The following is a 13,116-nucleotide window of genomic DNA, read 5'->3' as shown; positions in this document are numbered from 1 at the left end:
ATATGAATAAGCGTTTTAGTTGGAAAGCATTTATGGAAGATCTTACAGAAGAAAAAGAAGAATTAAATATAGCACCTGCCCAACCTTCAGAAGAACACATGAAACAAGTAATGCAAAGTCACATTGATGCAATTAATCATAAAGGTGTTGGAGCTACTTATTCCAGTGATTTCAAAGGAGAAGATCCAGTCGGTACAGCTCCTATTACCACTGGAGGTGGAGATATGATTAATGAATTAAAAGAAATTTTTGATGTACCATTCACACCTCAAAGAGCAGAGTTGATATCTCCTATAAGTACTTCTTTTGGAAATGCGGCAGCCATGGCATTTAAACTATATGTAGATGTAAATGGACAAAATATCTCTATTGATATAATAGATGTATTCGAATTTAACGAACAAGGTGAAGTCACTGAACAAAAAGCATATTGGGGTAAAGAAAATGTGACATTACTTGATTAATATCTTTAAATGTTAGGTATTAAAGTATTTGAATCAAAAACGATAGTTTAGGTTTAATTGTTTTGTATGTTGCTTGTCTGGTGAGTCTTGCAACATATAGAGCATGTACTTAAAAGAACAAACGAAAAAATATAAAAAATGGTAGCTCTAAGTGCTACCAAAAGGACTTTAAATAAGAAAAGCAGTAGAAATTCAATTTTAATAATGAATTTCTACTGCTTTTTAATTTTCAGGACATTTATGGCCCGTACTCTTTATTACTTTATTTAAAATTATATTTTATTTAATAATATCTATTAACTCTTTCTTAGATGCGGATCTTGCTGGTATCCAACCAAATACAATTCCGATGAGTGTTGAAACGCCAACTGCTAATAGTATTGAACCTACGCTGACGACACTTTGTACCATGTCTGGTGTAACGGCTGCGACTAATTTGGATATTAATATACCGATGATCAAGCCAATCAGTCCGCCTATGAGACATAAGACGATACTTTCGATTAAGAATTGGATTTCAATGTCTCGTCCTTTAGCACCAAATGCTCGTCGTATGGCTATTTCTTCTGTTCGTTCTGCGACGGATATGTACATCACATTCATAACACCTATACCTGCGATAAAGAGTGAAATACCTGCTACGGCAGCTACGAAATAAGTGATGGCATCGAATACTTGTGTAATACTCTTCATGACATCTTCCATATCTGAATATTGATAACTACCTTCGCTCATTCCAGACCCATGTTTGTTTAATTGTTTGGCTGCTTTATCTGCAATTTCTTTTTTCTTACCATCATCAGAAATTTTTAATTCAAGCTGTGGAAAATCTTGATTTAAGTCTTTCATATAACGGTTGAAAGTAGAACTAGGCATATTAACACTATTTTCATACAAAGCGTTATTTACAATGCCAACGATTTTGAATCCTTGGTCATCAATGAATAATGTTTTTCCGACAGCGTCATTATTGAATACATTTTCAGCTATAGTATTATCTATCGTAACGACTTTTTCATTTAAATCATTATCTGTTTTAGAGAAACCTTTGCCTTCTGATGTATCAGTTGCTTGTTCTTTTTTGAAAACATTAATATCAGATTGTTTCTGTGCATTCGTCATTTCTGCAGAGTAACTTTCATCTTCATTTTCTTTGATTTTGGCATCGTTCACGCCGTCAATTTGTTTGACGAGCTCAATATCTTCTTTATCGAAGGGGTTGTTTTCTGAAGCTTCCATACCATCTGGCATATAGGTAATCATGGCTTGTCCTTTACTTGCACCCGTGTCTTCGAATTCTTCTGATGCTGTCTTTTTAAAGCCATTACCAAGCGACATAATGGTAATAACTGCAGCGATACCTATAATAATACCAATCATTGTAAAAATATTACGTCGTTTATTTTTCATGATGGATTTAAGTGAAATTGAGATGATATTTGGTAAGTTCTTCATTCAATCACCTCTTCTCGTTGTACACGTCCATCTAAAATATGGATAACACGGTCGGCTTGTTCTGCTACTTTACGATCATGCGTAACGATAATCATCGTTGTATTTTGTTCACGATTAAGACGTATGAATAAATCCATAATATCTTTAGATGTTTGCGAGTCGAGTGCGCCAGTTGGTTCATCGGCAATGATGAACTTTGGTTTGTTAACAATAGAACGAGCGATAGCGACACGTTGTTGTTGACCACCAGACAATTTTTTCGGTACTAAATTCTTTTTATCTTCAATGTTTACGTCTCTTAAAACAGATTCTACACGCTGCTTACGTTCTCTTGAAGACATTCCTGAATATAATAGGGGAATACTGACATTCTCCATAATCGTATTATTTTGTATAAGTTTGAAATTCTGAAAGACAAAGCCAACTGTTTTATTTCTGACAAACGCAAGTTTATTATCAGAAACATTTTGATAGTTTTCATCATTAAACAAGTATTGACCTGTGTAACCTCTATCTATAAAACCCAAAATATTAATCAGTGTACTTTTCCCTGAACCAGATGGGCCCATAATGGCAATGAATTCACCCGTATCAATTGAAATATTGATATCTTTTAAAATATGGTTTGTTTCTTCTCCGTTCTTAAAGTGTCGATTAACATTCACTAAATTTATCATGAAGATACCTCAACTTTTTCACCATTATTTAACGTTTTCTTAGGTGAAACGATGAGTTTTTCTCCAGAATTTAGTCCTTTCTCAACAAAAATTTCACCATTTTGACGTGTAATGTTGATGTGTCGTTTTTCAACTTTATTGTTCTTATCTAAAACAAATACATGGTTGCCTTTTGCTAATACAGACTTAGGTAATTTAATCGCATCTAAAGGTATTTTACCTTCAGTTGAAAAGCCACTGCGGATAGGAATATTAATCTTACCAACAGTTACTTGATATTTTGAATTGTCTTTTCCGACACTAGGATTATTAGAAGTAGGGTTAGACGTCTCTGGCGTTTCACCTTCTGATTCAGATGCACCCATTGCACTTTCTTGGCTCTTATCTTCATAACTAGTAGGTAATTCAGAAATTTTTGCAACTTTACCTTTACCTTCATCACCAGTACTGCTCACTGAAACATTAACTGAATCTCCGACTTTAATTTTATTAATATCAAATTCAGAAATAGATGTTTTAATTTGAGATTCATCAGATACTAATTTTAAAACAGGCTCTCCGCTATTGGCTTCATTATCATTGTCCATTTCAACTTTACCATCAAACGATGCATACATACTTTCATTCACTTGACTATTATATTTAGACAATTGTTTTTGAGTATCATTTAGGACATCCAAGTCTTTAGATAATGTTTTTTGTAAATCATTATTATTAGGCTGTTGATTGATATTTTGGTAATCTTGATCAACCTTTTTTTGAGCCTCATCGACTTTTTCTTGTGAATCTTGGCGCTTTTGATCATTAATATTATAATTAATCAACTGATCACCTTGTTTAACCTTTTGACCATCTTCAACGACAGTGCTAACAAAATCGCCTAACTGATCATTATTGTTATACGTTTTAATTTTAGTAGGTGCAGCTTTCCCAGATATATTTAAAGGGGATTCTTCCTTAACTTCATATGTATCATAATCATCTTTTTTATCATCATCTCCACCTTCAGCTGTCGTCTGCTTAATAATAAAAGCAACTCCGACTAATAATAGAAGAGCGATAATACCGATTATCCAAAGAACTTTTTTCTTCAAAATGTTACACTCCTATACTCATTTTATAATCACACAACAAAAATGTTATCATAGTTGGAATAAATTAAAAATAAGATTTATAAAATTTAAGAATATTAATTATATAATAAATTATTTCAAATATTATTATGCGCTGTTGAAGTGTGGGCATGCTAGTAGTAATATCGCCTATGTGTTAATAAATTTTAATTGAGGTGTTCATTATGAAACAAAGTTTCAAAGAAAATCTATATATCATTGGTTTTTTAATAATACTAGTAACATTATTTTTAGATATGAGTGGCCAATTTAGAACAATCATTATAGTAACGCTATTCGTCTTAGCATGTGTTCTTAGGTTTATAGTTCCTACGAAAAATTCTAAAAATAATTAATAGAAATAACAATAAACGGTATAAATATGACTATTAGCATCCAAAAATAATAATATTGAAATAAATAAACAAAAAAAGAGAGACCGTTTAGGTCTCTCTTTTAAATACATAAATAATGGTTAGTATACGGAGGGAGAAGGATTTGAACCAACGCAAGCATTACTGCTCCTAATTGCCTAAAAAGGCAATCCTCTTAAACCAGGCTTGAGTATCCCTCCACAAATGATATAAATAAAATATTTAAAGAATATAAATTAATTACTTAAAGAATATATCATAAATAACCAATGAATACAACAATAATAATAAAAGAATACAACATATATTTTAATTTAATGAAAATCATTGAAAATTATAAATAATTGTTATACTCTTTTGGAGGGTTCTAATATTCAAGGAGAGAATATATTGAGTATTAAAAGAATAGCAACATACACAATTTTATCAACTTTAGTTTTAACAGGAGTTACAAATATAGATACAGGAGTAACAAACTTCTCAAAGCATGAAGCTCATGCTGCAGCTATAGATAACTATCCAAGACCAATCACAACAGCACAAACTAATTACCATTGGAATAATAATTGTACTTGGTATGTACATAATAAACGTAATCAAACAAAACGTTATTTACCATCAAGTTTTACGGATGCTAAAAATTGGCTAGGCGAAGCCCAAAATGCAGGTTTTAGCACAGGTGGAAAACCAGTAGCAGGAGCTATTTTACAAACTTCAAAAGGTGGTGGCGGACTAGGCCACGTAGCTTATGTTGAAAAAGTTAATGCAAATGGCAGTATTCAAATATCAGAGTACAATTACAATGTTAGTTTAGGTTATGGAACAAGAACTTTAACAAAAGCTCAAGCTGCAACTTATAACTATATTTACTAATCCAAAAAAATAAAAAATTAGAACCCAATATATGGATATATTACTTATATCCATATTATTTTAATGTATATGAAAAGGTGATATTATGCAATTTTTAAAACTTACAAAACAAGAATTCGAAAGATTCACACAAGAAAATTTTTCGCATTATACTCAAAGCGCGAATCACTTCGAATATCGAAATGAAAATAAAAAAGATGTACATATTGTCGGAGTAAAAGATGAAAATAATCAAATAGTTGCAGCTTCTTTATTGTCAGAAGCACGTACACTAAGATTTTTTAAATACTTTTATTCACATAGAGGTCCTGTAATGGACTACCAAGATAAAGAATTAGTTAATTTCTTCTTTAAAAACTTAACGAAATACCTACTAAAACAAAATTGTCTATTTGTTTTAGTAGATCCATACTTAGTCATAAAAACACACACAGCTGATGGCCAAATTATAAAAGAGTACGACCATCAAAATTTCAAAGCAATTTTAGAATCTCTAGGTTACAAACATAAAGGGTATTCAGTTGGTTACCAACCAATGAGTCAAATACGCTGGTTATCTGTACTAGACTTAAAAAACAAAACAGAACAAGATCTACTTAAAGAAATGAATTACCAAACAAGACGCAATATCAAAAAAACAGAAGAAATGAACGTACAAATTGAAAATTTGAATATAAACGAAACAGAAAGATTTTTTGAATTATTTAAAATGGCTGAGGAAAAACATGGTTTTTCATTTAGAGGTTTTGAATATTTCAAAGAAATGCAAAAAATATATCATGATAATTCTATGCTGAAAATAGCTACAGTTAACCTAAAAGAATATTTACAGACATTAGACTTACAAAACGAAAATCTAAAAGAAGAAGTTCTATTAGCTGAAACTAAATTAAACGAAAATCCTAATTCTAAGAAACAAAAGACAGCTATGACCAATCTGTTGCAAAGACTTAAAAGTTCTGAAAAGAAAATGACTAAAATTAAAAATTTAATAGAAACAGATGGCGAAAAAATCGACTTAGCAGCAGCGTTATATGTATATAATGATCATGAAATGTACTATTTATCAAGTGGATCTAATCCAAGATACAATGAGTTTATGGGTGCTTACAAACTCCAAGGGGATATGATCAAATTCAGTAAAGAACATAATATAAATAGATATAATTTTTACGGTGTTACCGGAGATTTTTCAGATACATCTGAAGATTATGGCGTTCAACAATTTAAAAAAGGATTTAACGCTGATATCGAAGAATATATAGGAGATTTCATAAAACCGATAAAGAAAAATTGGTATTTCATAAGTAAAATGATAGCTAAAATTAAATAATTTATGCCATTATTCATTTTGAAGTTGTTATTAATTTAGCGGAACATATGATAAAGTTGAAATGAATTTTGGAGAACCTAAATAAAAAAAGCGAGAGTTCATATGAACGAAAAACATAAGAATAATTTAAAAACTTACTACAAATATTTACCTATAATAGGCTTAATAACTAGCTTGTTAGTTTTTATTATGTTTTATTTTGTTTTTAAACAGCAAGACAACATAATAATTATTATAATTTATTCATTAATACCTTTCCTAATCTACAGTTTAGTTTCGTTTATAAATAAAATATTTTTGAAGTAAGAAGTATTCTTTACAAAAGTATGCTGAAAAAGCAAGGAGTTAAATAAATATGAAAAAAACATATAATATTTTTACAATTCTTTTGATTCTTATTTCTTTAACTATAATCATTAATTCAATATTTGTACGTGATGAGCAATATAAAATAATAATTAACATCAGCATGCTTATTTTAATTATTTTTATGGGAATTACTGCTTTATTAATCAGATTTATAAATAACAAAAAAGCAAAGTGATTAAAAGAGCAAAAGTTAAACCAATTCCATGGTAGGGTTTTGGCGCATTTTATCGCTTAACAGGCGGTGCAACTTTCTGCTAATATTTTAGGAGTGAGACTATGAAGAAACTTTTTAATATATGGATTTGTTTATTATTATTTATAGTAATAACATCTTGGACAATAATTAGTATCAAATTCGGCAACATAAATACTACTCAAATTCTATTAGCTAATATATTTATTTTTATTGCTTATATATTATATTTAGTAAGGTTCATTAAATATAATAAACAAAAAAACACTTAAATTTTCATTCTAATTTTCTCTTTGAAGTTGTTATTAATATAGCGGAACATATGATAAAGGTTTTTAAAAAGGAGGAGTTTAGTTTATGTCGATTAAGGAAATGTTAGATAATTTATTAAACAAAAAATGGAATGGGGAGGATTTAATTTCGCTAATTCTTATGATTTTAATAGCAAGTACATTCACAACACCATTCTTAGGTGTTCCAATCGGTATTGTAATTTATTATTTATTATTTGAAGTAAGCGATGAAACTAAAAAAGAAGCAAAAAAATATGATTTAGAAAATAAAAAGTAACTTTTTTGGTCAAAACTAGATATACCAATACATTAAGGGTAACCATTTCAAATCGAAATAGTTACCCTTATTATCAAGACAAGAAGAAACTCGCAAAACTATGATCAAAAGGATGACGATTTTTTGGTAACTTTTACAGAATTTATGATATTTATAATCTCCACTTTTATTATATCTACTGCTATTAATTTTTTAAATCGCAATGACAAAAGACTTCCATGGAAAAACGTATTTATATTTTCAACTATTTTTTCTATTACTATATGCCTTATTTCTCTAGTACTTCAAATTTTAGTACCTTAAAAATAGAGAAACTGATAATAAGAATCAAAACTATTTTCATAACATTTATTCCAATTTCCTTTTTGAACAGAAACTTTGAACCCTAAAAACTCAAAACTTGTGGTTGAAACTAGACGTACCAATGCTTTAAGGGCAACTAGCCTTCCCGACAATAGTTACCCTTATTATCAAGACATGAAAAACAAAAATTTTTTTCATCACTTATCTCTATATTTTTTATTGTATCCACCCAAATATACTAATAAGAAAATATGATTCACGGTGAAATTTACCAATCTTTACTTTCTGCAGGAGTTCCAACAACTTATGCTAGAAATATCGCTTGGGCTATAGACGCATTTTTATTATAAGGAGAGATTTCTTTGGAAAGCAATGAATACAAATTATTATTAGATGAAATTGAAAAATTAAGATTTCACAACACTAGCTTATTAACACTTATTGGACTACTACATGCTGAGGATATGAAAGAACCTACAATCCAGGAAACTGTAGTTTTGTTTGATTTATCTAAAAAAGACTTAAGAGAATTCTCTACACTAATAAAAAACTATAACGGTAATAATTTTGCTTTAGAACAAAAAGCTTTGAAAATTAATCCTATTTTCAAAAGAAGAAATATAATTTCTATTTTAAAGTCATTTATTATTTCTGAAATGTTCCAAGAAAAAAGTCAAGAAATACTAAATTCTTATGAATAATATTTATTCCAATTTCCTTTTTGAACAGAAACTTTGAACCCTAAAAACCCAAAAGCGTGTCAATCGTTCGGTTTAATTTAGGGTTCTTTTCTTTTTTTAATTTTTCTCGTCATAAACGTCAATTACTGGATTGCTTCACAATAAAAGATGGTGTAAAAAAGAACGAAAAAATAAACCATCTCGTACAACTTTGAAAAGTTTTGAGATGGTTTATTTTAATTTTATAATTTAACAAGTCACAGTCTTTTTAACGGGCTCATTGGGGAAATATGTGAGTAGAATGCTTTCCCTTTTAATTGACTGTTCAAATATCTCAAGATGTCTCTTGGAATTGAACCTAGCAATAAAATTGAAAATAATAAAGAGCTATACTTAATGGTTATAAGTTTATTCTAGTGCCCTTTATGCTTTTCTTTACATTTTTGTTTAATCATTATTACATAGAAGGTAATGTCTCCATTAGGTCAAAGAAATATTTAGCTTCACCTGTATTAAAGTAATTATACCAAGCTTCTAAAGTATTAGAATTAAATATATCTAAACTTTCAAGAATATCTCTTGTCCATGATAGACTATCCGTTGATCCAGCAGTAATCATATTATTTGATGAAACAGACGGTTCATTTATATAAAACTTTCGCCCCATATACTCTGAGCTGAGCATTTCAAGAAAACCTTCCCCGTTACTCGTATGAAGTTGTTCATCTAATAGTCCCTTATTTGCAAGAGCAACTGTAGCACCACAAATTGCTCCAACGGTTGCCCCCAATGAAAGTAAAGTTTTAGCTTTCTCAAGAATACAATCATGCTTTGATTCATTCCATGTATCAGCCCCAGGGAGTAACAGTATATTCTCTTTATTTAGAACTACATCATCGACTAATACATCTGGAGACATCTCAATTCCTCCCATTGTTTTAATTGGGCTTTCAGAATAACTCACAGCTTTTATTGAGATATCAGCAGCATCTTTCTTGAAAAAACGTTTTGAATTTAATTCTGCAACAATATGTGCTATTTCCCAATCGGCTAAAGTATCAAGAATATAAATATATATTATTTTCATCGTATTTCCTCCATTTAATTGTGATAGATTGCTTATTCAACTATAATTATACAGACTTATTGTTGACTACTTTATGTCAACAATTAAAAAATAATCTAAGAGGGTATTCATAAATGAAAATCAGCAGACTGGTAAGTATTATTATGATTCTACTTGAAAGAGGACGTGTGAGTGCACAGGAGCTTTCAAATATATTTGAAGTATCAACCCGTACAATCTATCGCGATATAGATGCAATTAACATCGCGGGTATTCCAATAGTTTCGACTCCAGGAGTAAATGGTGGTATTGAAATAATGGAAAAATATAAAGTAGATAAAAGTGTTTTTTCAACTGAGGAAATATCAACTATACTTACGGGGCTTTCTAGCTTAACAAATTTTGTTGGGAATGAAGAATTAGTCAATGCAATTGTAAAAATGAAAAGTTTTATTCCAAATGATAAAACCGAGGAAATAGCATTTAAAACAGAACAAATACTCATAGATTTAACACAATGGGTAGGTTATAGAAATTTACAATCGTATCTAGAATTAATGAAAATCAGCATTGCTAGGAAAAAAATAATTTCATTTGATTATATAGATCTACATGGAAATAAATCGTATCGTAAAGTTGAAGCTTATCAAATTATATTAAAAGGGAGTCAATGGTATTTTTATGGTTATTGTTGTTATCGTAATGATTTTCGATTATTTAAACTGTCTAGAATATCCAATTTAAAATTAGAGAATGAAGCTTTTACACCGCGTAAATTTCAAAAAGCTACATTAGAATTCTCTGATATTTTAAAAGCAAAACAAATTACTATAAAATTGCGTATTCATAAATTGATTATAGATAGAGTACTTGATTTTTGTAAATATGAAGATTGCTTATCAGATGGTAATGATCACTATATAGTTAACTTTCCATTTATAGAAAACGATTACTACTATAATATGATTTTAAGCTTTGGGAATAAATGTGAATGTTTATGGCCATTGAATGTTAGATCACAAGTAAAACAAAAAATAGAGCAATTAGCTAACTTGTATAGTAATGAAAACTAGTTAGAATTTTAACTAATTGTCTTGATATCAATTTTCATTACAGTATTATTATGGGAATTACTGCTTTATTATTCAGATTTATAAATAATAAAAAAGGGTTAAAATAAAAAATAACAAAAAAAGTTAAATATGAAAACATCCACAATAATATGAGAGTGTTTTCTTATTTAACTTTATTATATTTTATTCAAGACAAGAAGAAACTCGTTCCACTCGTTTAAAAAGCCCCAAGATCAATTGCCCTTTTTTAAAATATTACCAATCAACTTTATATAAAGACCACTATTTTTATAACCTTCCAAAATATCATCAACTTGTCCGTTTGGAATTTCTGGGAGTTCTCTTATTTGACATAACTTTTCTTTAAAATCTTTCTTTGTAATATCACGCTTATCCATCATTAAATTAAATAAATAATCATCTAACTTGTTTATTTCATCCAAATTATAACCATAACGTAACAAGACTAAATCTCTTGTTTTTAAGTTTGGTGCTAACTCTTCTTGTAAAACATCAATTGATTGTTTAATCAATAAAAGTCTATACTCTAATTCTTCATTGTTCACAAAAATTACACTCCTTTATATTAAAGTTTGACTTACTTCGGATACCCAATAAGCAATACTACGAGCTGAAGAATCCTTAATACCAGTACCCATTAACGCTTGTGCAACCTGACCTTCTATATTTTTCCATGTAGCTTGTTCTTGTTTTAAAATTTTCTTTAAAGCCGGTTCTACATGTTTATCCCAACGTTTTTCTGAAGATTTTCTTCCACGTAGACTTATCATTTTAACTCCATAAAAAATAGCTTTTTTATTTTTTATGTTACTCAACATAATTGCTTTATTCAAATTGCTTTATTTATGTTGAGTCTCGGAATCCTTAACATAAATAACTTTTCTTGGCATAAATATGTGTCCTACCTTTTTCTTGAACGACTGATCATAAAATAACCCAAAAGACCACTAGCTAAAATAAATAAGAATATCAACATTCTTTGTCTCCTTTTTAATCAAACTTTGTCACAAGACTTATTAAATACCCCTAAAATTAACGCTCTTTTTTTATCAATTTCAAAACGAAAGAAAAAACAGCGCATACAACAACAATCAAGATCAAAATAGATAATAAAATCATGTTAGAACCTATAATATTTATTCCAAATGAAGAACTACCATTAGATTTAAAATTAGCATATGTATTGAAGATAAACATTAATAAAATACCAACACTAGTAAGAATACCGACAACATCAAAAATGAATTTTACGTAGGGATATTTAATATTTTTAGTTAACAGACAAAAACTCCTTTTTCTCGGCATAAAAGCTCAGTTTAATTTTTTTGATACCGGTCATCATACCAAATTACGAAAATAGAAAAGAATACTATAAAAACAGTAAACCATGTATCTAAATGATTTTGGTTCATTTGTTTATAGGCAAAAAATGCTAAAAAAATCGCCAAAATTATTTGCACAATAAATAAAAACAATTTCAAAACTATCACTCCTTTTAGCAAACTTTATCATAAGAATTATGTAAAAATAAAGACAACCTTAATTTCTCCTTAAATATACACTGGAATTATAGCCGCTTATCCCCTTTAATAATATACTTATATTGAAAATGAATAAATTTAGAGGGACCGTTTAGATCTCTCTAAATTTATTCACTAGTTCTATTCGATGAAGAAACGATTATATTATGTTAATTTTGTTGATTGTTGTTATCATCAAAATTAATATAATAAATGTGATTATCAGTCCATTGTTCGAATTCATATATAAAGTTTTTTCTAGTACATTCATATTCAAAACCTGATTTTTGTAACAGCTTGATTGATGGATCATTATCTAAATTCACATGTGCTTCAAGTCTATGGAATTCGAGTTCTTTATCAGCAATATATAAAGTTTTTCTTAATGCTTCATAGGCATAACCATTTCTCCAAAATTGATTGTGTATAAAGTATCCACATTCTCCCCATTGGAAAATTCCACGTCTAATAGTTACTAAATCAATCATACCTATATGCTGATTATTTTTATCAAATATAGCTAAAATATACATCTCATCATTTTTTATTAACTCATGATGTTTTTTTACCAAATCCTCAAACCAAATTTTAGTACAGACAGACATATCTATTAACCCATCGTCATATTGATATTGGGAAGGGTTTCTATCTAAAAAACCTTTAAGCCAACTTTCATAATCAGAATTTACTAACGGTCTTATTTCTAAACGATCCGTAGTAAAAGTTAAATTTTTGTTATTCATATAAAAACCACCTATTGTTTTGGAATATATTTATTATAACGTAGTGAATAAAAATCTTACTTTTATAAATATGAGTACATTTGTATGTAAAAGTAAATTTTTTGTAAACTTAATTAAGTTTATTATACACAATTAAGAACAAAATAGTCTGATTATTAATATTAGAAATATTATTCAAGTTTAAAAATAATTCTTTTATTGTATATAAATAGAGTCTATGATAATATTCATTTGTGATATTGTTTAAATCGCAGGTATCACTCAAAGGATATGGGAATTCTTTGACCTAT

15 protein-coding genes and 1 tRNA gene are annotated in these 13,116 nt (G+C 28.9%); 8 read left to right on the top strand and 8 right to left on the bottom strand.

The window, feature by feature from the left end:
- The first annotated feature begins 2 nt into the window (after nt 1-2).
- A complete protein-coding gene (locus LQ598_RS05120) occupies nt 3-464 on the top strand; it encodes a nuclear transport factor 2 family protein (RefSeq protein ID WP_016911901.1) in 462 nt (153 codons plus the stop codon).
- Nucleotides 465-743: 279 nt separating this feature from the next.
- On the opposite strand, the gene LQ598_RS05115 is transcribed toward LQ598_RS05120, so the two are convergent.
- From LQ598_RS05115 to LQ598_RS05100, 4 genes are all read right to left on the bottom strand, one after another.
- Nucleotides 744-1,919, bottom strand: coding sequence for an ABC transporter permease (locus LQ598_RS05115; protein ID WP_107537078.1), 1,176 nt, complete (start codon nt 1,917-1,919; stop codon nt 744-746).
- On the bottom strand, nt 1,916-2,596 hold the full coding sequence (locus tag LQ598_RS05110) for an ABC transporter ATP-binding protein (RefSeq protein WP_107537079.1): 681 nt from the start codon (nt 2,594-2,596) through the stop codon (nt 1,916-1,918). Before LQ598_RS05110 ends, LQ598_RS05115 begins: the two co-directional genes overlap by 4 nt.
- Nucleotides 2,593-3,690, bottom strand: a complete 1,098-nt coding sequence (locus LQ598_RS05105; protein ID WP_107537080.1) for an efflux RND transporter periplasmic adaptor subunit — start codon at nt 3,688-3,690, stop codon at nt 2,593-2,595. Before LQ598_RS05105 ends, LQ598_RS05110 begins: the two co-directional genes overlap by 4 nt.
- A gap of 501 nt (nt 3,691-4,191) precedes the next feature.
- A tRNA-Lys gene (locus LQ598_RS05100) sits at nt 4,192-4,282 on the bottom strand.
- Between the two features lie 190 nt (nt 4,283-4,472).
- Here LQ598_RS05100 and LQ598_RS05095 point away from each other — a divergent pair.
- The 5 genes from LQ598_RS05095 (at nt 4,473) to LQ598_RS05075 (ending at nt 8,424) form a co-directional block, all read left to right on the top strand.
- Nucleotides 4,473-4,955 (top strand): CHAP domain-containing protein, encoded by a 483-nt coding sequence (locus LQ598_RS05095; RefSeq protein WP_016912229.1) that lies wholly within the window; start codon nt 4,473-4,475, stop codon nt 4,953-4,955.
- A gap of 85 nt (nt 4,956-5,040) precedes the next feature.
- Nucleotides 5,041-6,288, top strand: a complete 1,248-nt coding sequence (locus LQ598_RS05090; RefSeq protein ID WP_119609429.1) for an aminoacyltransferase — start codon at nt 5,041-5,043, stop codon at nt 6,286-6,288.
- A gap of 355 nt (nt 6,289-6,643) precedes the next feature.
- The gene (locus LQ598_RS05085) at nt 6,644-6,832 is read left to right on the top strand and encodes a hypothetical protein (RefSeq protein ID WP_119596280.1); all 189 of its coding nucleotides are present in this window, start codon (nt 6,644-6,646) and stop codon (nt 6,830-6,832) included.
- 375 nt (nt 6,833-7,207) lie between these two features.
- Nucleotides 7,208-7,420 carry a VraH family peptide resistance protein gene (locus tag LQ598_RS05080; RefSeq protein ID WP_107537504.1) on the top strand — a complete coding sequence of 71 codons (213 nt, stop codon included), beginning with the start codon at nt 7,208-7,210 and terminating at the stop codon, nt 7,418-7,420.
- Between the two features lie 665 nt (nt 7,421-8,085).
- Nucleotides 8,086-8,424: a hypothetical protein gene (locus LQ598_RS05075; protein WP_119596281.1), complete on the top strand. Its 339-nt coding sequence runs from the start codon at nt 8,086-8,088 to the stop codon at nt 8,422-8,424.
- A 436-nt stretch (nt 8,425-8,860) separates the two neighbouring features.
- Here the strand turns inward: LQ598_RS05075 and LQ598_RS05070 are convergent, their stop codons facing one another.
- Nucleotides 8,861-9,490, bottom strand: a complete 630-nt coding sequence (locus tag LQ598_RS05070; protein ID WP_107537496.1) for a DJ-1/PfpI family protein — start codon at nt 9,488-9,490, stop codon at nt 8,861-8,863.
- Between the two features lie 113 nt (nt 9,491-9,603).
- On the opposite strand from LQ598_RS05070, the gene LQ598_RS05065 reads away from it, so the two are divergent.
- A complete protein-coding gene (locus LQ598_RS05065; protein WP_119596282.1) occupies nt 9,604-10,542 on the top strand; it encodes a helix-turn-helix transcriptional regulator in 939 nt (312 codons plus the stop codon).
- A gap of 233 nt (nt 10,543-10,775) precedes the next feature.
- Here LQ598_RS05065 and LQ598_RS05060 read toward each other — a convergent pair whose 3' ends face one another.
- Nucleotides 10,776-11,108, bottom strand: coding sequence for a hypothetical protein (locus LQ598_RS05060; protein ID WP_119596283.1), 333 nt, complete (start codon nt 11,106-11,108; stop codon nt 10,776-10,778).
- Nucleotides 11,109-11,123: 15 nt separating this feature from the next.
- Nucleotides 11,124-11,333, bottom strand: a complete 210-nt coding sequence (locus tag LQ598_RS05055) for a hypothetical protein (RefSeq protein WP_119609463.1) — start codon at nt 11,331-11,333, stop codon at nt 11,124-11,126.
- Between the two features lie 347 nt (nt 11,334-11,680).
- On the opposite strand from LQ598_RS05055, the gene LQ598_RS05050 reads away from it, so the two are divergent.
- The gene (locus LQ598_RS05050; RefSeq protein ID WP_158278555.1) at nt 11,681-11,818 is read left to right on the top strand and encodes a hypothetical protein; all 138 of its coding nucleotides are present in this window, start codon (nt 11,681-11,683) and stop codon (nt 11,816-11,818) included.
- 435 nt (nt 11,819-12,253) lie between these two features.
- Here LQ598_RS05050 and LQ598_RS05045 read toward each other — a convergent pair whose 3' ends face one another.
- Nucleotides 12,254-12,826: a GNAT family N-acetyltransferase gene (locus LQ598_RS05045; protein WP_119596285.1), complete on the bottom strand. Its 573-nt coding sequence runs from the start codon at nt 12,824-12,826 to the stop codon at nt 12,254-12,256.
- Nucleotides 12,827-13,116: the final 290 nt, after the last annotated feature.

This window comes from Mammaliicoccus sp. F-M27 (assembly GCF_022387115.1).
GTDB lineage: Bacteria > Bacillota > Bacilli > Staphylococcales > Staphylococcaceae > Mammaliicoccus > Mammaliicoccus vitulinus.
This window is presented reverse-complemented; position numbering and strand designations above follow the sequence as displayed.

Coding starts and splice junctions, on each gene's coding strand:
- LQ598_RS05045 (WP_119596285.1), bottom strand. CDS start 12,826: ATGAATAACAAAAATTTAACTTTTACTACGGATCGTTTAGAAATAAGA.
- LQ598_RS05050 (WP_158278555.1), top strand. CDS start 11,681: ATGTTAGAACCTATAATATTTATTCCAAATGAAGAACTACCATTAGAT.
- LQ598_RS05055 (WP_119609463.1), bottom strand. CDS start 11,333: ATGATAAGTCTACGTGGAAGAAAATCTTCAGAAAAACGTTGGGATAAA.
- LQ598_RS05120 (WP_016911901.1), top strand. CDS start 3: ATGAATAAGCGTTTTAGTTGGAAAGCATTTATGGAAGATCTTACAGAA.
- LQ598_RS05110 (WP_107537079.1), bottom strand. CDS start 2,596: ATGATAAATTTAGTGAATGTTAATCGACACTTTAAGAACGGAGAAGAA.
- LQ598_RS05115 (WP_107537078.1), bottom strand. CDS start 1,919: ATGAAGAACTTACCAAATATCATCTCAATTTCACTTAAATCCATCATG.
- LQ598_RS05065 (WP_119596282.1), top strand. CDS start 9,604: ATGAAAATCAGCAGACTGGTAAGTATTATTATGATTCTACTTGAAAGA.
- LQ598_RS05080 (WP_107537504.1), top strand. CDS start 7,208: ATGTCGATTAAGGAAATGTTAGATAATTTATTAAACAAAAAATGGAAT.
- LQ598_RS05085 (WP_119596280.1), top strand. CDS start 6,644: ATGAAAAAAACATATAATATTTTTACAATTCTTTTGATTCTTATTTCT.
- LQ598_RS05070 (WP_107537496.1), bottom strand. CDS start 9,490: ATGAAAATAATATATATTTATATTCTTGATACTTTAGCCGATTGGGAA.
- LQ598_RS05090 (WP_119609429.1), top strand. CDS start 5,041: ATGCAATTTTTAAAACTTACAAAACAAGAATTCGAAAGATTCACACAA.